Annotated in this window: 18 protein-coding genes and 1 pseudogene; 10 read left to right on the top strand and 9 right to left on the bottom strand. The window is 43.7% G+C overall.

Features of this window, described 5'->3' with window-relative positions; all coding sequences use genetic code 11:
• The first annotated feature begins 111 nt into the window (after positions 1-111).
• The 5 genes from licT to OM416_RS03860 all read left to right on the top strand — a co-directional run bounded on the left by licT (position 112) and on the right by OM416_RS03860 (position 7,601).
• On the top strand, positions 112-954 hold the full coding sequence (gene licT, locus OM416_RS03880; protein WP_017687870.1) for a BglG family transcription antiterminator LicT: 843 nt from the start codon (positions 112-114) through the stop codon (positions 952-954).
• A 168-nt stretch (positions 955-1,122) separates the two neighbouring features.
• The gene (locus OM416_RS03875; RefSeq protein ID WP_264927184.1) at positions 1,123-3,063 is read left to right on the top strand and encodes a beta-glucoside-specific PTS transporter subunit IIABC; all 1,941 of its coding nucleotides are present in this window, start codon (positions 1,123-1,125) and stop codon (positions 3,061-3,063) included.
• 444 nt (positions 3,064-3,507) lie between these two features.
• A complete protein-coding gene (locus OM416_RS03870; protein ID WP_264927182.1) occupies positions 3,508-5,421 on the top strand; it encodes a beta-glucoside-specific PTS transporter subunit IIABC in 1,914 nt (637 codons plus the stop codon).
• 34 nt (positions 5,422-5,455) lie between these two features.
• On the top strand, positions 5,456-6,898 hold the full coding sequence (locus OM416_RS03865; protein WP_264927180.1) for a 6-phospho-beta-glucosidase: 1,443 nt from the start codon (positions 5,456-5,458) through the stop codon (positions 6,896-6,898).
• Between the two features lie 304 nt (positions 6,899-7,202).
• Positions 7,203-7,601 (top strand): RidA family protein, encoded by a 399-nt coding sequence (locus OM416_RS03860; RefSeq protein ID WP_076331772.1) that lies wholly within the window; start codon positions 7,203-7,205, stop codon positions 7,599-7,601.
• A gap of 117 nt (positions 7,602-7,718) precedes the next feature.
• Here OM416_RS03860 and OM416_RS03855 read toward each other — a convergent pair whose 3' ends face one another.
• Positions 7,719-8,876 (bottom strand): S8 family peptidase, encoded by a 1,158-nt coding sequence (locus OM416_RS03855; RefSeq protein WP_264927178.1) that lies wholly within the window; start codon positions 8,874-8,876, stop codon positions 7,719-7,721.
• Between the two features lie 187 nt (positions 8,877-9,063).
• Between OM416_RS03855 and OM416_RS03850 the strand changes: the two genes are divergently transcribed.
• From OM416_RS03850 to OM416_RS03840, 3 genes and pseudogenes are all read left to right on the top strand, one after another.
• Positions 9,064-9,585 (top strand): GNAT family N-acetyltransferase, encoded by a 522-nt coding sequence (locus tag OM416_RS03850; protein WP_264927177.1) that lies wholly within the window; start codon positions 9,064-9,066, stop codon positions 9,583-9,585.
• Between the two features lie 56 nt (positions 9,586-9,641).
• Entirely contained in the window at positions 9,642-10,100 is a 459-nt protein-coding gene (locus OM416_RS03845; protein WP_264927175.1) for an SMI1/KNR4 family protein, read from the top strand.
• Between the two features lie 120 nt (positions 10,101-10,220).
• Positions 10,221-10,415: pseudogene (locus tag OM416_RS03840) on the top strand (HAD family hydrolase); the annotation flags it as partial.
• Between the two features lie 68 nt (positions 10,416-10,483).
• On the opposite strand, the gene OM416_RS03835 reads toward OM416_RS03840, so the two are convergent.
• Positions 10,484-11,590 (bottom strand): hypothetical protein, encoded by a 1,107-nt coding sequence (locus OM416_RS03835; protein ID WP_264927173.1) that lies wholly within the window; start codon positions 11,588-11,590, stop codon positions 10,484-10,486.
• Positions 11,591-11,752: 162 nt separating this feature from the next.
• Here OM416_RS03835 and OM416_RS03830 point away from each other — a divergent pair, with 162 nt between their 5' ends.
• Positions 11,753-11,935, top strand: a complete 183-nt coding sequence (locus tag OM416_RS03830; protein ID WP_264927171.1) for a YjfB family protein — start codon at positions 11,753-11,755, stop codon at positions 11,933-11,935.
• Positions 11,936-12,081: 146 nt separating this feature from the next.
• On the opposite strand, the gene OM416_RS03825 is transcribed toward OM416_RS03830, so the two are convergent.
• The 5 genes from OM416_RS03825 to OM416_RS03805 all read right to left on the bottom strand — a co-directional run bounded on the left by OM416_RS03825 (position 12,082) and on the right by OM416_RS03805 (position 17,724).
• Positions 12,082-12,819, bottom strand: a complete 738-nt coding sequence (locus OM416_RS03825; RefSeq protein WP_264927169.1) for an HAD family hydrolase — start codon at positions 12,817-12,819, stop codon at positions 12,082-12,084.
• 71 nt (positions 12,820-12,890) lie between these two features.
• Positions 12,891-13,940 carry a zinc-dependent alcohol dehydrogenase gene (locus tag OM416_RS03820; protein ID WP_264927167.1) on the bottom strand — a complete coding sequence of 350 codons (1,050 nt, stop codon included), beginning with the start codon at positions 13,938-13,940 and terminating at the stop codon, positions 12,891-12,893.
• Between the two features lie 272 nt (positions 13,941-14,212).
• Entirely contained in the window at positions 14,213-15,451 is a 1,239-nt protein-coding gene (locus OM416_RS03815; protein WP_264927166.1) for an aspartate aminotransferase family protein, read from the bottom strand.
• A 90-nt stretch (positions 15,452-15,541) separates the two neighbouring features.
• Positions 15,542-16,750 (bottom strand): MFS transporter, encoded by a 1,209-nt coding sequence (locus OM416_RS03810; RefSeq protein WP_264927164.1) that lies wholly within the window; start codon positions 16,748-16,750, stop codon positions 15,542-15,544.
• A gap of 341 nt (positions 16,751-17,091) precedes the next feature.
• A complete protein-coding gene (locus OM416_RS03805) occupies positions 17,092-17,724 on the bottom strand; it encodes a DUF1963 domain-containing protein (RefSeq protein WP_264927162.1) in 633 nt (210 codons plus the stop codon).
• A gap of 204 nt (positions 17,725-17,928) precedes the next feature.
• Between OM416_RS03805 and OM416_RS03800 the strand changes: the two genes are divergently transcribed.
• Complete coding sequence (locus tag OM416_RS03800) at positions 17,929-18,630, top strand: pseudouridine synthase (protein ID WP_264927160.1); 702 nt, start codon at positions 17,929-17,931, stop codon at positions 18,628-18,630.
• Positions 18,631-18,649: 19 nt separating this feature from the next.
• On the opposite strand, the gene OM416_RS03795 is transcribed toward OM416_RS03800, so the two are convergent.
• Both OM416_RS03795 and OM416_RS03790 read right to left on the bottom strand, forming a co-directional pair.
• On the bottom strand, positions 18,650-19,579 hold the full coding sequence (locus OM416_RS03795) for a DMT family transporter (protein ID WP_264927158.1): 930 nt from the start codon (positions 19,577-19,579) through the stop codon (positions 18,650-18,652).
• Positions 19,576-20,427 (bottom strand): AraC family transcriptional regulator, encoded by an 852-nt coding sequence (locus OM416_RS03790; RefSeq protein WP_264927156.1) that lies wholly within the window; start codon positions 20,425-20,427, stop codon positions 19,576-19,578. Before OM416_RS03790 ends, OM416_RS03795 begins: the two co-directional genes overlap by 4 nt.
• Positions 20,428-20,617 lie beyond the last annotated feature (190 nt).

Genomic DNA, 20,617 nt, shown 5'->3' with positions numbered 1-20,617 from the left:
TTATGAGGGAAGCGCGTACAACATATCGGGTTGTAACTGTTGAATCAGGCAAAGCCGTATACCTTGAGAAAAGGGATTGGTTTGTCTTTTTCTGTATATTGGAGTGATAAAGTGAAAATCGAGAAGGTGCTGAACAATAATGCTGTAGTTGCAATGAATGACGAACAACAGGAAGTTATTATCATTGGCCGGGGGATTGCTTATCAGAAGCGGGCGGGTGATATGGTTTCCGAGCAGCATATCGACAAGATATTTACTTTACAGAATGAAGATATTCAGGAAAACTTCAAGGCATTAATCTCAAGCATTCCGCTGGAATACATGAAAGTATCTGAGGAAATCATCGCTTACGCCAAATTAAAACTTGGCAAAAAACTGAATGAGAGCATCTACTTGCATCTCACAGATCATATTCACTTTGCCATTGAGCGGTATCGCAAGAATCTGCCCATACGTAATGGTCTAATCTGGGAGACAAAGCAGTTATACAAAGAGGAATACGAAGTCGGAATGGAAGCGCTCAATATGATCTGTGATCAGTTTGGTGTGATCTTGCCCGAGGACGAAGCCGGTTTTATGGCACTTCACTTTGTAAATGCAGCTTTGAACGAGGAAATGCCCAACATCAAGAGTATGACGCAGGTCATGCAGGAAATCTTGACGATCATCAAGTATCATTTCAAGATTGATTTTGATGAAAACTCACTGACATTCTATCGCTTTGTGACGCATTTGAAGTTTTTCGCTCAACGTTTGGTGAAGGGAAAACATTACAAGAGCAACAACGATGATGAATTGTTCCTGATGATTCAGAAGAAATATCCGGCAGCACACAAATGCTCGGAAAAAATCAAGAAATTCATTGAAAGCAACTACACGTATCAACTAACTGACGAAGAAATGATGTACTTAACGATTCATATTGAGAGAGTTGTGAATGCAACTTCTGAATAATCCCATAGATCAGCTTGCAGGGTTGCAACCACTAGGGCAAAACCTGAACGATTGAATGATAGAGCATACCGTTAACCGGATGTTCCGTACATTCAGATGTTCAGGTTTTTTTATTCTCTCCAATATGCTTCGAATCCGTGTTTAATCAGAAAGGAAGAAAACAACTTCATGAAACACGAGCAATTAGCTAAAGACATTCTGTCTGGTGTTGGTGGTAAACAGAACATTAACAGTGTGGTGCACTGTGCGACCAGACTTCGTTTCAAATTAAAAAATGACAGTAATGCCAAAACGGACGATCTCAAAAATCTGCCCGGAGTCATAACGGTAATGCAAAGCGGGGGACAATATCAGGTTGTTGTAGGTAACGAAGTGTCTGATGTGTATAAAGCCTTGCTACAGGTTGGTAATATGAATGCGGATGAACCGGTTTCAAGTGACGATGGTTCCGAATCTTCCGGTAAAAAAGAAAGTCTTCTGGGTCGGTTTATCGACTTAATCTCAGGTGTATTTACACCAATTCTCGGCTTGCTAGCTGCAACAGGGATGATCAAAGGTTTCCTGTCCATGTTTACTTCTCTCGAATGGTTGGACCCGGCTTCAGGAACATATCAATTGTTGAATGCTGCAGGTGACTGTCTGTTCTACTTCTTCCCAATCTTCCTGGGTTACACAGCAATGAAAAAATTCGGTGGATCTCCATTCCTCGGGATGGCTATCGGAGCATCACTTGTATATCCGACCTTATCCGGTCTTAGCGGTGGAGAACCGTTGTATACGCTATTTACAGGCACATTGTTTGAATCACCGATTCATATCACGTTCCTGGGTATTCCCGTTATTTTGATGAGCTATTCTTCATCTGTAATTCCAATTATTATTGCTGCTTATTTTGGAGCAAAAGTAGAAGCATTCTTCAAAAAGATCATACCATCTGTTGTGAGAACGTTCCTTACGCCATTCTTTACGATTCTCATTGTTGTTCCAGTAACATTCCTCTTGATTGGTCCTATCGCAACATGGGCAAGTCAGCTGATTGGTGCGGGCGTATCGGGCATCTATGACTTGAGTCCATTGGTAACAGGTATTGTTGTTGGTGGATTGTGGCAAGTATTGGTTATCTTCGGGTTACACTGGGGTATCGTGCCAATCATGCTGCTCAATCTGTCCACACTGAAAGCAGATCCGATTCTGGCCATGATGTTCGCTGCTTCATTTGCTCAGATTGGTGCTGTTCTTGGAGTTATGCTCAAAACGAAAAATACTAAACTCAAATCACTGGGTGTTCCTGCCTTCGTGTCCGGGATCTTCGGTGTAACTGAGCCTGCTATCTATGGTCTTACTTTGCCACTGAAAAAACCATTTATTATGAGTTGTATTTCTTCTGCAGTAGCTGGTGGTATTATTGGATTCGCAGGTTCCAAAATGTTTGTGTTCGCTTCAGGTATCTTCGGTGTTCCAGCGCTGATTAGTCCGACAGCAGGCATTAACTATGAATTCTGGATGGCTATGATTGCCACAGTTATTGCTTTTGTACTCAGCTTTGTTCTCGTTTATTTCGTAGGATTCAAAGATCCTGCTAATCCGGAAACTGCCAAACAGACTCCGGAAGCGGTAAAAGAAGAGAAGGCTGCACTTGAGCCTAATCCAAACAATCGTTACGAAATTGCCAGCCCGATGACGGGTGATGTGGTTCCTTTGCAAGAAATTAATGATGCTACATTTGCTGGTGAACATATGGGTAAAGGTATTGCTATTCGCCCAACCAGTGGTAGAGTTGTATCCCCGATTAATGGTGTTGTACAGACGATTTACCGTACCAAGCATGCGATTGGTCTTGTAGATGATCAAGGTGTAGAGATTCTGATCCATATCGGTCAGGATACGGTACAGCTCAAAGGTCAGCATTTCACTGCACATGTGAAGGACGGGGATCGTGTGAATGTTGGCGATCTGATCGTTGAATTCGATCTGCAGGCCATTATTGACGCGGGATATGAGACGGTAACACCGATTATTGTAACCAATACGGCTGATTATTTGGACGTGGTTGGTACGACAGATCGTAAAGTGCAAGAGAAGGATAAATTGATTACGGTTATTGGTTAATTCTACTTCAGTGCGCAATTATATATGAGAATAGAATGTAATACAGGGACAACTTCGATGCTTTTGAAGTTGTCCTTTTTCTCGTTTTCGACAGCTTGAATTTATTTTGTAATGTCATAAAAATAAGTGTTGCAAATGTAGTTCAGATGTACTATGATGAATTCAAGAAGTAAGCGCATACATCAATCGGATTGTAACTGTTCAATCAGGCAATGCCGACCATCCTCAGTTCAGAGGATATGGAATGTAACTTACTTTCGTTATCCAAATAATTAAATACCAATGTGTACAGCCTTACAGGGTTGCAACCGTTAAGGGCAAAACCTGAATTGCTGAATAACACGACTGATTTCCGGACGATCCGGTATGTTGTGTATGTTCAGTGGTTCAGGTTTTATTTGTTTCAAAAGTCATGGGGAGTCTACTTAGAGAGGGAGAATTACAATGAGCAACTACGATCAATTGGCTAAGGATATTCTGACACGTGTAGGTGGTCGTGAAAATGTAAACAGTGTATTCCATTGTGTAACAAGACTGCGGTTTAAACTGAAAAATGAAAGCGTAGCCAAAACAGAAGAACTTAAAAATCTGCCAGGTGTTATTACCGTTATGCAAAGTGGTGGACAATATCAGGTCGTTATCGGCAACGAAGTGCCGGATGTATATAAAGCAGTCCTTAAAGTAGGGAATTTCCCGAGTGAAGGACAAGTTGAAGAGGAAACGGACAACTCAGGCAAAAAAGTAGGATTGTTCAGCCGATTTATCGACATGATCTCCGGTGTGTTCACACCACTGCTCGGTTTGCTTGCTGCTACAGGTATGATCAAAGGTTTCACAGCCATGTTTTTATCCTTTGGATGGATTACAGATACTTCCGGAACGTACCAATTGTTGAATGCAACGGGTGACTGTCTGTTCTACTTCTTCCCGATCTTCCTGGGCTATACCGCAATCAAGAAATTTGGCGGTTCACCATTCCTGGGTATGGCGATAGGTGCTTCGTTAGTTTATCCTACGCTGTCCGGTTTGACTGCAGGAGATCCATTGTACACTTTGTTTGCAGGTACGTTGTTTGAATCACCAATTCACATTACGTTCCTGGGTATTCCAGTAATTCTGATGAGCTATTCAACATCAGTTATTCCAATCATTATCGCTACATTCTTCGCTGTGAAAATTGAAAGATTCTTCAAAAATGTTATTCCGAAAGTTGTTAGCACGTTCCTTGTTCCATTCTTTACATTGCTCGTTATCGTTCCGGCAACATTCATTCTGATTGGTCCAGTATCCACTTGGGCAGGTCAGTTGATTGGTGCAGGAGCAACAGGTATCTACGACTTAAGCCCAGTTGCAACAGGTTTGATTATCGGTGGTTTGTGGCAAGTGTTTGTACTGTTTGGACTTCACTGGGGACTCGTGCCGGTTATGCTTCTCAACCTGAGCACATCCGGTGCTGACCCGGTGGTGGCGATGTCTTTCGCGGCTTCCTTTGCTCAAACGGGTGCTGTACTTGCAGTAATGTTGAAAACCAAAAATACGAAGTTGAAATCATTAGGTATTCCTGCATTCATATCGGGTATCTTCGGTGTAACTGAGCCAGCGATCTATGGTTTGACACTTCCACTGAAAAAACCGTTTATCATGAGCTGTATTGCAGGTGGTATCGGTGGTGGTATCTTGGGATTGGCCGGTTCGAAATTATACATCTTTGGTGGACTGGGTGTGTTCGGTTTCCCAAGCTTCATTAATAAAGCAACAGGCGTTGATTCCGGATTCTATATGGCTCTGGTCGCATGTGGTATCGCGTTCATCCTTGGTTTTATTCTGACATACGTGGTTGGGTTCAAAGACAAAGTAGAAGCTGCACCAGCTCCAGCACCTGTACTTGATCCAAATCCGAACAGCAGATACGAAATCGTAAGCCCAATGGCTGGTGAAGTCGTTGCACTGAAAGAAATCAATGACGTAACATTTGCAGGAGAACACATGGGTAAAGGGATTGCGATTCGTCCTACCAGTGGCAGAGTGGTATCTCCAATCACAGGTGTCGTTCAAACTGTATATCGTACCAAACATGCCATTGGTCTAGTAAGCGATGATGGTGTAGAGATGCTGATCCATATTGGACAGGATACGGTAAAACTGAAAGGTCAACATTTTACAACACATGTGAAAGACGGAGACCGTGTTAACGCAGGTGACCTGATTGTTGAGTTTGATCTGCAAGCGATTAAGGATGCAGGGTATGAAACGGTTACACCGATCATTGTCACTAATACTTCAAAATATCTGGACGTTGTAGGAACCAAAGATGCATCCGTTCATGAGAAAGATAAATTGATCACGGTATTAAGCTAATTAAAATTACAGATGGTTTAGGAGGAACTCCTCAATGAATGAAAAGTTTACAGCCTTCCCGGAGAATTTTCTCTGGGGAGGAGCAACCGCAGCGAATCAATTGGAAGGCGCTTATCTGGAAGGTGGCAAAGGTTTAACAACCGTAGATCTGATTCCGATTGGTGCCAATCGATGGAATATTGCTCTGGGTAACCTGGATTCGTATGAACCCAAAGCAGGAGAGTTCTATCCTTCCCATGAAGCCATTGACTTCTATCATCGCTATAAGGAAGATATTGCGTTATTTGCAGAAATGGGATTCAAGTGTCTCAGGCTTTCCATTGCCTGGGCACGGATTTTCCCTAATGGCGATGAAGCGGAGCCGAACGAAGCGGGCTTGCAATTTTATGATGATGTCTTCGATGAGTTATTGAAATACAACATTGAACCTGTGGTGACGATCTGTCATTTCGATGTACCTGTGCATCTGGTCGAGACATACGGCGGGTGGAAGAATCGCAAGATGATCGGTTTCTTTGAGAAGTATGCGACGACTTTATTCAATCGTTACAAGGATAAAGTAAAGTATTGGATGACGTTTAATGAAATCAATATGTTGCTGCATCTTCCTTACATCGGAGCGGGAATTGTTCTGCAGGATGGGGAAGACAAAGAACAGGTTCTGTATCAGGCAGCACATCATGAATTGGTAGCGAGTGCACTTGCTGTTAAGGCTTGTCATGAGATTATTCCTAGTGCGCAGATCGGGTGTATGTTAGCCGCTGGAATGGTCTATCCATACAGCTCTAACCCTGATGACGTGTGGAAAGCCATGGAGAAAGATCGAGAGTCATTCTTCTTCATCGACGTGCAGTCGAAGGGAGCATATCCGGGATATACGAAAAGATTTTTCAGGGAAAATGATATTCGAATTGAAATGCAACCTGAAGATGCAGAGATCTTGATGCAGAACACGGTCGACTATATCGGTTTTAGCTACTATGCAAGCCGGTGTACAAGTACAGACCCTGAGATTTTGAAAGATTCGACAGAAGGCAATGTATTTGGTTCAGTGAAGAATCCATATCTTCAAGCATCTGAGTGGGGATGGACCATTGATCCTAAGGGGCTTCGAATTACATGTAATCAGCTACATGATCGCTATGGCAAACCTTTGTTTATCGTAGAAAATGGACTTGGGGCAACCGATGTGCTGCTAGACAATGACTCTGTTGAAGATGACTATCGCATCGAGTATTTGAATAGTCATTTTGCCGAGATGGCTGAAGCGATTCAAGATGGGGTAGAACTTCTGGGTTACACGAGCTGGGGACCGATCGACCTGGTCAGTGCGGGTACCGGAGAGATGAAGAAACGTTATGGCTATATCTATGTAGATAGAAATAATGATGGCACGGGCACACTTCGCAGAGTGAAGAAGAAGAGTTTTCACTGGTACAAAGATGTTATTGCGAGTAATGGTGCACAATATTTCTGATACAAGGTGTTCGACGCTATAGAATAAACAAAGAGCAGTCTCGTTATTACGGGATTGCTCTTTGTTTATGAGAGGATGAATTTGACCCATGATATGACCTTTAGATATAATAAAAAAATCAAGAGAATCTTGTCACTTAAGAAGGGAGGAGCATCCACTCATGAAGAAAAAATCACTTGCGTTTATATCTTCGGGATATGGATACTCCACTGCTGTCTTTTTCTAGAATCGTGAGGTCTGCCCAAAATCGGAAGAAAACTAGGAGATAATGCAGAAAAATCTTAGGAATGACGAGGTAATCCAAATGAATATTGACAAAATCACCAGAAAAAATCCAGCCAATATGCCAGCTCCTGTAGGTCAGTACACGCATATTACAAGAATCCCGAGGAATGCAGAGTTATTTGTGACTTCGGGTCAAATTGGAGCAGATCGTAGTGGACTCTTTCCAGAGAGCCTGAATGAGCAAGTCACTAATACATTTAATAATATTAAAACAGTGCTCGAATCGGAGCATTTAGATGCTGAACATATTATCAAAGTGAACGTATGGGCAACCGAGAAAATCGATTGGGATTTCTTATATGCCGAGTGGGGACAATTATTTAGTACGGATTATCCTGCAATGACGATTGGATATATTACGGAGTTAGGTCTACCAGAGATTAAAATTGAAATAGAGCTTTGGGCAGCAAAAGTTTAACAAGGAATATTTTCTAAGCAAAAGAAGGAGCATCTTATTTACAGATGCCCCTTCTTTTTTTATTCGTGAAAAATGGAAAGGAAATGCCTTGAGCAATCATGAGAAATAGTTGGTGTATTATGGCACCTGCAAGCTCTGATAGGCATTCAGTCGACCATACGTCCAATAGATCCCGGAACCTGATACCGGATCGGAAGCGAAACAGAGTGCATCCCTTATCTGGGCATTCGTTTTACCCTGTGCAGCGAGCAATGCAGCCGCTCCAGCCACATGCGGTGCAGCCATAGATGTTCCGCTAAGGTAGGCATAGGAACCACCCAGGTATGTGGATAATATGGTATCCCCCGGTGCAGCCATATCAACCCAGGAGCCGTAGTTGGAGAAATTGGATTTGAGATCGGAAGGGTTAGTTGAAGCAACAGCGATCACGTTAGGATACGATGCCGGTACGATAGGGAAAGAGGTGTTGTCATTGCCGGCTGCAGCGATAATCACGGCTCCCCGATCCCATGCATACTGTACGGCAGCTTGAAGGAAAGCATCTCCCGCCGGTCCGCCCAAGCTCAGGTTGACTACCTGGATACCATTGTTGGCAGCAAAGACAAGCCCGTTACCCACATTGCCTATCGTTCCCTGCCCGTTGTTATCCAGTACCCGGAGCGGAACGATGGATGCGAGTGGTGCAACACCTGCGATACCCACACCGTTGTTGGTAACGGAGGCAGCGATCCCAGCTACATGGGTGCCGTGACCGTTCCCGTCCTCGGGAATATTATCATAATCAACATAATCGTAACCGGGGAGGAGCTTGGAGGCCAATTCGGGGTGGTTCAACTGTACACCTGTATCGATAATGGCGATTTTGACTGAGCTGTTGCTCTGAGTAATATCCCATGCAGCGGGTGCATTAATTTTTGGCAGGTTATACTGGTAAGGAAAGAAAGGATCATTAGGGGTGAAAGAGGCCTCAACGAGGTAATTCGGCTCTGCATGTTCAATTAACTCATGATCTTTATAATGTTTCAGCATCCGATGCATTTTTTTGCGGGATTCGAGACGGTACCATCCTAAATCCTCATAGGTTTCGGCGAGCTTACATTTTCCTTTTTTGTGAACGGTGTGCATTTCATCTGGTGTCGTACCTTCCTTGAATTTGACTAAGAGCTGCTTCGGAGCATGAGGATGAAACTGGCTCTCTGCACGATGGTCCAGATAACGATATACGAACCCGATTGCTAGCATAATGGTAGCAAAAACACCTAACCATAACCACATGAGCGTCCCCCCTCTAATATAGTTTGTGACACGCCTTATCGTATGCGAACTCTATCAGAATGCGCGGGCACTCTTTCAATTTGGTTTGTAGTGTAGAGAGATTGATAGGGCGGGATAAATTCGGTAAGATGAAGTGAAGAGAGCAGATTCTTAGCTCCAAATACACAGGATAAGGAATGTGGAATTTTTGACACAACTTCAGATTATACCGACAGTAGTAGCTGTTCAGGAACTGCAGGTTCATGATGCCATTGATTTTGCTATGCGTGTACGTAGTGAAGTGTTTCCGATGATGGATCATACGAGATTGCCTGTGGACTTCGAGCAGTTCAGAGAACACTATATGGATTCAGATGATGCGATCTTTCTTGTTGCAATGATGGGGGATGCAGGCATTGTCGGGTCCATTGGGATTTTGCCATATGATGGACGTATTGAAGCCGTGGAAGGTCGATATGCAGCTCAGTCCGCAGCCGAAATTGTGAAATGTTATGTGGATCCTGCGTATCGCAGATATGGCATTGGTTCGATGCTGGTAAGGGAACTTGAGAATGCAGTGAAGGATATGCACTATACGACACTGTATTTGCATACACATCGCTTCTTGCCAGGGGCCGTAGATTTCTGGAAACGCCAAGGGTTTACGGTTATTGCTGAGCAGGATGATGACTGGCAAACCGTACATATGGACAAGTTCACACGTAAGTGAGCATTGGAATTATTGAAGGGAAATGACATTGTGATGGTAATGGGAGAGATCTATCCATGTATACAAGTCTGATTGAGAAACTGGAGCATACCGAGGTAATACGCTGGTTCCCGAATCATCAAGTTCAAGTGAACTGGATTGTAGAAGTGGAACAGGAGCTGGGCTTTCCGTTACCTCCGTCCTATCGCTGGTGGCTTCTGAATTATGGTGAAGCGATGTTAAGCGGAACAGAAGTTCTGACCATTACATCTTCAGAACATCGAGAGTATACGGACGCTGACATTTTGTATAGATACCGACTTGCCGATGAAGACGCGAAGAAGGAAGGGAAGCTGGAGCTGTTTGTACCGGACGAGGATGAATATTACTATTTTGATACGCGGACAGCTGATCACCTTGGGGAATACAAAGTGATGCGTTTGGATTACTTTAATGGGGAACCTGAAGTATACGCAGATTCTTTTGCCGGATTTTTGGAAAAGTTAATCGATCAGCGAACACCTCGGAATCCGTAAATTTGTATAAGGTGACGGAAGTATTCCGTTGTCAGCACAGAAGGCTTGCAAACAGGCTCGTGAGAATGGGCATTTGCTCTATTTATATACAGGTCGATCCAAAGCGGCAATCTATGATTCCATCTGGGCATGTCACAGCAAGATACATTCGCCATCGGGGATGGCATGAATGATGCTGAGATGCTGGAATTTTGTAACAACGGAATTGCCATGGATAATGCGAAGCCAGGTCTGAAAGCCATTGCGGATGACATTACTGGAACCGTTGAAGAAGATGGATTGTATCACAGTTTTGTGAAGTATGGATTGATTTAGGGGGAAGTGCATAAGGATTCACTAATGAACAGCTAATAAAAAGAGAGCAACCTAGTTGCTCTCGAATTTTAGTAATCGGACCATGAATATATCTGTCCATTGTAGAAGGTTACGTAGGTATTTCCATAGACCCAGATATCAATGGAACCTAATGAGCTGGTAGAGTTACTGGTGCTATTTGGATTCCCCCAAGAAAGTAACACTTGATTAAACGTCATCCCTAATTTGATCTTTTGCTGACTAATAAGTTTCCAAACGTTTGAAGACCAGCCTGGGTAATCTTTTTTAGGATCACTGTCATAGAACAACCCGTTAATAAAATCATTTGGCTCGTCTGTAACAGGCAACTTGAACGTAACCGACTTTCCACTAGCCCTTTTGGCTTTCACAATGACATTATTTTTTTTAATATCAACGGAAATGATTTTTATTTTTTCTAAATGATAAAGTGGATTTGAAGAAGGTAAATTATTTTTGTTAGCCCAATATTCGCCCCCCTTAAAAGCGATATGTATGAAATGTTCGTAATCAAAATAATAACAAAAATTCGAAAATCCAATGTCTTTATATATGTATTCTGTGACGGTCTTTCCATTTGCTGATTGTATAGTTACTTCCGTGAGTTGATAAAGTTGCGTCATGCCGACGATCCAGCCAGGTTGATCTAGTGCATAAGAATATACTTTTGATCCAAAAACGGAACGATATGCTTTTGGAACATTAAGGGCTCCGTTCATTAATTTCTTAGTCCGTGTTGCTCCATCCTCGTCTCCCCACATAAATGCGACCATTAAATTATCTTCATTCCTACCTGAGTAACCGGAAACCTTTAAAAACTTCTCGAATGATATGTAGGTTATTCCTTTGTACAAAATGGTGTCTTTCTTACTAACTTGCTCTTGCTTTAATTTGGTTTTGACTTCAAATCCATTTCCGACAGCTATAAGTGAACCGATTTGTTTGAACATTTTGATAGGGATGTAGACGGTATCATTATCCGCTAGATATGCTTGATCTTTGGAACTCGCAAGCTTTCCATCAATGAATATAGTGTATTCAATATCACGGTAAGACTCAGCTAGAGGATTACTAGCCGCTAACATGTGAGGCGGAAGTAATACGAACAGTAAACTAAAACTAATAAAAATACATATCAATTTATTAAGACTTTTCATGACAGATTCTCCTTTTATTTTTTCACCTTAAAACTATAGCATGAAGCTAACAGCCATAACAGGTAATTATTTGCTTGATCTGAGCTGCTCAACATTCGATCCTCACTGTCCGATATATATTAAGTACGCCCAAAGGATAAGATAGAGAAAGGAGCACAGAGCATGGATATTGCAGCATTATCAATGGCGATGAGCCAAGCTTCAGTAGTACAGTCGGCAAGCTTGCAAGTGATGTCGATTACGAAAGACATGGCGCAGCAGCAAGGTCAGCAGATGGCGGAAATGTTGAAGTCAGTACCTGCTCCTCACCCTAATCTGGGTAGTGGTCTGGATATTTCGGTTTAGTTGATATTACAGCATGTGTTCTCATGTAACTCCACCCATTGCAGCAAGCAAAGCCCGACCAGCTCCAATTCAAAAGAATTGAAGCTGGTCGGGTTGTTTTTTTCTATAAGTCTGTTCAGGTTCGTTATTTCCAGACGTACACCTACTCAGCGTAGCTTCGCTAGGCTTGGCGAACTTGCTTCAAAGGGCAGTGTATCCTTCAAGGTCCACAACTCATCGTAACTGGAAATCTGAAGATCGGCTTTGGACAAGTCCTGATTGCCTGATCCAGGATTGCGATATCCAATGCAGCGCATGCCTGCACTTTTGGCGGCCTGGACACCATTGCGGGAGTCCTCGATCACCAGACAATTCGACGGGGATGCACCAATCATTTCAGCTGTGGTCAGAAAAATATCTGGTGCCGGCTTGCCGTTCGTAACTTCCTCTCCGGTCATTCGCACCTCAAAGTATCGCCCAAGTCCAGTCTTGTCCATGATCAAATCAATCAGTGCACGTGGAGAGGAAGAAGCAACGGCTATGGGAATGTGTTGCTCATGCAGCCAGCTTAACCAGCGTTCCACGGAAGGCATTGCCGTCAGATTTGCATGAGCCAGCATGGTTTGCATCACATTATGCTGATGATAAGCAAATACTTCTTCTAGCGAGACTGTCAGTTGATGTTTATCCAATACTTGTTGCCACATGGACTCCAGCGTAACTCCAACATAAGTGTGGTGTTCTTCATCCGTCATCACTGCGCCAAAATGGGCAAAGGAGCTACGCTCAATCTCGAAATAAATCGGTTCACTGTCAATCAGTACACCATCCATGTCAAAGATGACTGCTTGAATGATGGCATCATCGGTCGCTCCCAGTCCGCCAAACTCTTGGTTTGCTACCATGTTGTATTCCTCCTCCAGAATTGTGTAAACATATATCTCTAATCTAATCCATTCATGGTTAGCTTTTTACTTTAGAAACTGGAACTGCTGGATTGCAGCACAACTTTAATGGCATGTGAAGAGGCTTGAAGTGTGCGTCCCTGAATATCGCAGCCAAGTGTGCGGAATGCCTCTTCGTAATCCTCCAACGGGAAGGAGTGGGTGATGATTTTTTTTGCTGGAATGATCCCTTGCTCAATCATGTAATGTGCTGTTGCGAATGTGCCCAGAGAATCGATGGAGCCAATAATTTTCAGACTGCGGTCCACGACTTCTTTTGGATTAAAGGACGTATTTCCATCTCTTAGACCTACCAGCATCAGATAACCGCCACTGGCGAGCTGGGAGAGCACTTGTGTACCTACGACACCTGTTGTATCCACAATCATATCGACCTGATGGGTTGCGGGTGACATCGATTCTATTGCATTTTCGAAGGATGAATGGACCTCCCAACGGTCTGGTGCAATGGAGCCGGCAATCGCTAAGCGTTCCTGAGAGATGTCGACCAGACAACCGGTAACACCTTTGGAAGCGAGCGCGTAGCTGTACAAAATGCCAATCGGGCCTGCGCCGAGGATAACCGTTCTGAAATTCGGCAGTAGATGGATCTGATTAATCCCCGTTAGCATACAACTGAGAGGTTCCGTCAAAGTCGCTTCCTCATAGCTCACATGATCCTTTAATTTGTACAAAAAGCGATCTTCGGTCACATAATAATCTGTAAATGTCCCGTCAGCACTTACACCTGTCTCCGTAACAGACTTATGTGTGCAATGATTTTGTCTGCCTGTTCTGCACATGTCACATTGTCCGCAATAGTAGGTAGGATCAATCACAACACGGTCACCCGGTTGTAATGTCGTTACTGCAGAGCCAACATCAATAACTTCCCCAGCAGACTCATGACCGAGAATGACAGAAGGAACCGCATGATATTTACCGCTGACAATACCGAGATCGGTACCGCATACGCCTGTCGCCCGAATACGAACCAACACTTGATTATCTCTTGTGATTTCCGGAACAGGCCGTTCCTCAAGCGCCACATCCCAAGCCGATTTGTATACCAATGCAAGCATGATATAACCTCCTTAATAATTATATAAAAATATAAATATAGCGATTCATCTTAAAACAGTTTCTGACAAGATACGAAAGTAGTGAAGGGGATGAAATCGATTCTGGAGAAGCGGAGCGTTCGCCTTAAAGCTTTCTGAAAGAAAGCTGCTTCGGAAGCATACGCTATCAAAGGATTTTTCCCTCGTGAGAGGGATATTAAGAAAATCCGTGGATAACAGCGATCGAAAGGTTGTTCTGTTTGCGTAGTGTTTGAGTGTAAATGAATTACTCACTAATGAACGCTGGCAAGCACCGAATCCAGACGCTCCACAATCTCGACCAGTTCGTCTTCGGTTGTGGTAAGGGAAGGACGGACCTTAACAACGTTGCCGAAGCCATATCTTGAACTTCTCAAGATCAGATGCTCATCTGTAAAAGCACGGTCAACAATGGCATTGGTTTTGAGCGTATCCGGTTCATTAGCGTCACCTACGATCTCCAGCCCCCACATTAACCCGACCCCACGAGCTTCCCCGATGCTTGGGTACTTCATTGCCAATTCTTGCAGCAATTCACCCAAAATTTCACCTTTGCGTTTCACCGCATTCAGGAATCCGGGTTCGGATACCACTTCCAAGGTAGATTTGGCAGCGGTTACGGAGATCAGATTACTTCCTGAGGTGAAGGAGTGTTCGTGCTTTTCGAGCACATTCAGCCGGGATTGCATTAATACCGCAGCAACAGGTACGCCGATCCCGCCGAGACCTTTTGCAAGGGTAATCATATCAGGGTGGATATCAAACAGTTCGCTGGCAAACATGGTTCCGGTACGACCGATTCCTGTCTGTACTTCGTCGGCAATAAGAATAATATTGTACTCATCACACAGTTTGCGCAGACGTTTGAAATATCCGGCGGGAGGAATGATATTGCCGCCATTCCCGAGAATGGGTTCAATAATCATACAGGCGACTGAGCCGGAACTTGCATATTCTATTGCATCAGATATAGCTTCAACGCATTGATATCCGCAGTCACCATTTGAGGATTTGAATGGGCAACGATAACAGTATGGGGCAGGTACATGGACAGCGTTAGCCACAGCTGAATTAGGGAACCGTTTCCGCCTAAAGGCATTCCCCGAAATCCCGGTGGCAAATTGGGTCTGCCCATGATGGGACATATACAGGCTGATGATGTCTGTCGATTCGGTATACTTTTGTGCAATTTTGGTCGCACATTCGTTTGCAGTTGAACCAGTAATATCCCGCATCCATCCGGCATTAATGTCGTTTGGAGCATATTCGATTAAGTGATCAAGTACTTCATTTACGTATGGTTCAGTGAAGGAGGAAGACATATGCGTCAGATTGCCGACTTGTTCCTGAATTTTGCTGACTACATGTGGGTGATTATAGCCCAGTGACAGATTGAACGTGCCCGACACGCCATCGAGGTATTCAACACCTGAATCGTCAATCAACTTAATCCCTTTTCCGGCTATGAAGCGGTTGTTGGTTAAAGTTTGCATACGATTTCCTCCAATATAATGGTGTACTAGCTCGAACGAAGCTCAACAATCCCGGATGATGCGGGCATCACCTCCCTTAAGAAACGATGGTTACATTTCCTTACTATGTTGTGCGAGAGCAGCACGTACTGCATTATTTTTTACAGTCCATAGATGAGAGACGATCAATGTTAGAAGCAAGATCAGACAGAATCCGGCCAAAATCCAGATCGTATTCACGACAGGCCCTGTACTCATACTCCATCCAGTCACATACTGCAAGATGGCACCTCCAATACCACCCGATGCGATCAGGATACTGGTTGTGCGTTCGGTCATACCGGGAATCAGAACATTTGCATAGACGAGTGCGATACAGAACAACCCTGACATGAACAGACCGGTTCCGAAGATCAGCAAATACGTTGCCCACTGTCCAGTTACAAATACCATAGCGACTGCGAACAAAAACGTGCCGACTGTACTCCAGATCAGGAAAGGCATATAGTTGACGGCTTCCGCTATTTTCCCGGAGAAAAGACGACCGATGATCATCGCAATCCACAGGATGGAGACACTCAGTGATGCGACAGATTCCTGAAGTTGCAATCGTTCTACTAGAATGGAGGGCAGGAAGTTCATTAATCCCAGTTCCAATCCCATGTAGATGAAAAAGAAGATCACGAAGATCGTCAGCAGACCCAGATGCTTTTTAGAGTATCGGGTTTTACCTGCTGCATGTGCTACTGTATTCTCGCCAGCCTGTTGCAGATACAGTGCGGCTGGACGGGGCATTGTGATCCATAGGAGCATGAGAACCAGTGACAACACGGCCACTGTATAAAAGGTAAGATGCCACAGATCCATCCAGATAAATAAAGCAGCGACAGCGGGAATGAGAAGTGCACCGAGAGCAAAGAACACATCAAGCTTGGACATCGCCACGGCCTTCTGATTTTCAGTGAATTCTATCGTAAACGCACCAACGGAGGGTTCGATGATGCCTGACCCGAAACCCACGATAATGGTGAGAAGAAGAACTACAGGCCAGGATGGCAAAAAACCGAGTAATGTATAGGCGGCTACAATACAGATCAGGGCAAAGGTCAGCATAGCTTTTCTTCCGATACGGGCTGTCAGGACAGGAGATACAAGTACACCGACAAGAAATCCGAGAAACTGCAAAAATAACAAAAATCCGCCATCACTGTAACCGCGCTCATAATATGACAATAAAACAGGGAGAAGTGCACCGAGCACAACGCTGGTTATGCCGATTAACAGATAAAAACCGCAGCTTAAAGCGAATATTCTTTTCAAAAGCCTACCTCCTAGTTAGATAATAATTTTATATTATGTAATTAATGTTTATTTCATATATAACTTATACCATAATCACGCAAATGTACATGCTTTTTATTGTAAAATAATGTTAAAATTTGATGAATGAAAATATTTCTCGGACTATATTTTTTCTAAAACGATTTCGTGTCGAAAGGGTGGATGTGATCCAATCAATATGATCTTTTAACAGTGTTTGGCATTTGTATTGATGGAGGATTGTAAAACTTGCATAGATAAAAAACGTTTCCTGTCTGAGTAGACGGGAAACGTTCTGATTAGTCGTTTTATATGATAATACCTGCCTCAACGTATTGCCATTAAGCAGTCTGTACAAAGAAAATTCCATCGAATGGTGCTTGAGCAGACGCGGGACCACTTCGCAAAAATAAATAACCGTTTGCATCGGGAAGACCCAATATATCCCGATAAGGTTCAGGAAAATCTCCGGAATATATTTGACACACCAGTTGATGTTCCTCTACCAAATGATCAATTCCTTTCACACCGTTTGGTAAAATGGGAGAGAAAAATGAAAACGCAGGGAACTCCTGATCGTCTAACTCCATTTCAATCAAACGTACGCTGCTTAACGGAATGGGTGGAACGGGACATACGGAAGTTAGTGGATGCGATGATACCGAGACATAAGTGCATCCGGCGAGTATGTTATCGTTCCATTCCAGCTCATCTCCCGTATAGGTTACCTGATCCAGAAAGTATTCGGAGGCAGAGTAGGTCGAGAAAACCGAGATATACTTATTTTGTGGTAAAGAAGGCATATGGACCTGCTGTGAAAGTGTATTGCAATTGATGGAGAACAGATGCAATAAAGGCTGTCCCTCAGGGTTGAGCGGCCAGTCCGCAACGTATGCAATTTCTCCACCAATCCACATGCCGGAGTCATGGTTTGGATCATCGGGGTCAACTGTAAATCGAGTAACTTTGTACATGAGAAACTCCCTCCATAGTGTATTTTGGCTTTCCTATGTACCGCTGTATATGTTTTCATATAACCATTCATTGCTTCATTTCAGTATAAATGAGATGATATGGAATGAGAATCAGTACAAGGTACTAACTCTCGCACGAAGTAAATGAACATATCATTAATTCAATGAACCAGCAGATATTTTATAGATGAGAAGCGGTGACATATGTTAATTAACAAATACATAAGTGAAACGGGATTCTGCTCCCGCAGGGAAACGAACCGATTAATTGCAGCTGGACGCATATCGATCAATGGAAGGGTTTGTGAAAAAGGGGCAGAAGTTGAACCTCACGATGTGGTCCTCATTGATGGCAAGGAGATTCCTCGTGATGACAGCGAACCTGTCTATATTGCTCTGAATAAACCCATCGGCATTGTCTGCACAGCAGCAGAACATGTGGAGGGGAACATCATTCAATATATGAATTATCCTTCTCGCATATTTGCGATAGGCAGGCTGGATAAGGCATCTGAGGGGTTGATTTTGCTTACGAATGACGGGGGAATTGTGAACAAGATGATGCGTTCGGAGCACAACCATGATAAAGAATATGTAGTGACCGTAGACAAACCCGTAACAGACGAATTTATAAAGTCCATGTCCGAAGGGGTTGAAATTCTGGACGTGGTGACCAAGCCCTGCGAAGTGTATAGGCAAAGTGAAGACGTATTTCGTATTATTTTGACACAGGGTCTCAACCTGCAGATTCGCAGAATGTGCAAAGCCTTGGGGTATCGAGTGTTAAAGCTGGAGCGCGTGCGAATTATGAATATTACGCTGGATCAACTGGAGCGGGGGCAATGGCGTCATTTGGAGCAAGAGGAGCTGGGAATTCTTTTGTCTCAATTAAATGAAATAAAATGAGTAAAAAATGAAGCAAACACTAACCGCTACGCGGATTAGTGTTTTTGTTGTTGAGCTTGTTTCCTGTTCGCTCTGAAATGTAAGACCCGAATAAGGTTAAGAACGCCCCGAGCAGGATGACCCAGGTTATCTGTTCCCGAAGAATGATCGCAGATGACACCACTGTAATAACAGGTACCAGATAGATATATACACTCGCTTTAATAGCTCCAAGAAGACTCACGGTCCGGTTCCAGGTTACGAAACACAACGCGGAGGCACCCAGACCGAGGTAGAGGAAATTGGAGAGATTGGTCATGTTCTTAAAACGGCCAAGATCCAAATGGAAGTCAGACAGGAACAAAGCTGGCAGCATCAAGACTAGACCATAGAAGAACACTTTGCGTGTAGCACCGATGATGTGATAGGGAAGCTCGCCAATTTTGCGCATCAACACGGAGTAGATCGCCCACACCGCGGGTGCTATAAAAGCAAGCAGACCACCTACCGGATTCAGTTGCAGAACGAAACTGCCGTTCAGGCCGATGAGTATGATACCGCTCAAGGCAATCCCGAATCCGATGATAAAGCGGCGCGTTAACTTCTCACCATCCAGGAAGAAATGTGCGAGCACGGCAGTGAAGAATGGGGCAATGGAGACAATAACACCCACATTGGAAGCCGTTGTGTACACGAGTGCTACATTTTCAATGAGAAAATATAACGTCACCCCGCACAGACCTGCTCCGATAAATAACCATTCTTCTCTGAACGAGACGATCCGCAATGAACGTGGATAGATCACCAACAGTACCAAATACCCGATCAGAAAGCGGAAAAATAGAATTTCCACTGGAGTAAAGTCAATTAACAGAACCTTCGTCGAGACAAAGGTAGTCCCCCAGATCAAGATGGTAAACAAAGCGAGTAAATGTCCGGTAGAAACCTTGGTGTTAGGATGACTCGTCATACGATGTGATCGGTGGTTCTTTTCGGCTCGGTATCATGATTGAAGATACGTCTATATTGCTTGGGCGTCAGGCCAATCAGTTTTTTGAAAAAATTCGTGAAGTGGCTCTGGTCGCTGAATCCGGTCTGTGCGGCCACTTCAATCGGAAGCTGGCCTTGTTCCAATAGTCGTTTGGCTTGATTGATGCGAATCGTCTCCAGATAACGGTAGGGTGATATCCCTTTCTGGCGAGTGAATAAACGCAGCAGGTGATACTTGCTCATCTCCGTCAAGTAGGCTAACTCGTTCAACGAGATGCTCTCCATGTAATGAGATTCTATGTAATCACATATGCGTCTGATCTCTATGGTAACATCCTGAGTGGAAACAGGAGGTTCAGCATCCGAATAATCTCGCAGCAATTGATCCAACAAAAAGAGTAACAATTCTTCCTTATAGAAATCCGATTGCTCTTCCAGAATCATCTGATGCAATTCATGCAGGGAACCAACAAGTTCACTTTGGTAGAGAACGGGAGATGTGAACCGGGGCAAGTAAGCTTGTCCGGTAATTTCTCTCACATACTCTCGCATGACCTCAGGCTGGACGTTGATACAGCGATAGTCGAATGTGCTTCCGTCGATCTGTTCGCAGGCATGAGGGTCCTGTGGATTAAAGACAATAATATCTCCACTATTCAAAATATATTCTTCGTTGTTGCAGACGAGGTGACGCTTGCCTTGCTCAATAAATCCAATGACGTAATAGTCATGAAAATGATTGGGAAACTTCTGCATGATGCCTTCAAATTGATACGCTTCTAGTTGTAAATCGGTATCAAAAACCACAGTCCGAACTTCCCGGGTCATGATGCACCTTCTTTCTGGTATGTTAACGTCATTATAGGATGTAAAGAAGGCTTTTTCTTGAACGATATTGCTCGAAGTGTCTAATCGGACAGGGGGACTCATAACAAAATACTCGCAATCCCGGAGGGAAAGCGAGCCCTTTGCTTAGTATAGTTGATTCATGAGTTCAAACCTATATATATGGCAAAAA

Source organism: Paenibacillus sp. LS1 (genome assembly GCF_026013365.1).
In the GTDB taxonomy this organism is placed as follows: domain Bacteria; phylum Bacillota; class Bacilli; order Paenibacillales; family Paenibacillaceae; genus Paenibacillus.
The sequence above is the reverse complement of the archived record's forward strand: the minus strand, read 5'-3'. Positions and strand labels throughout refer to the sequence as shown.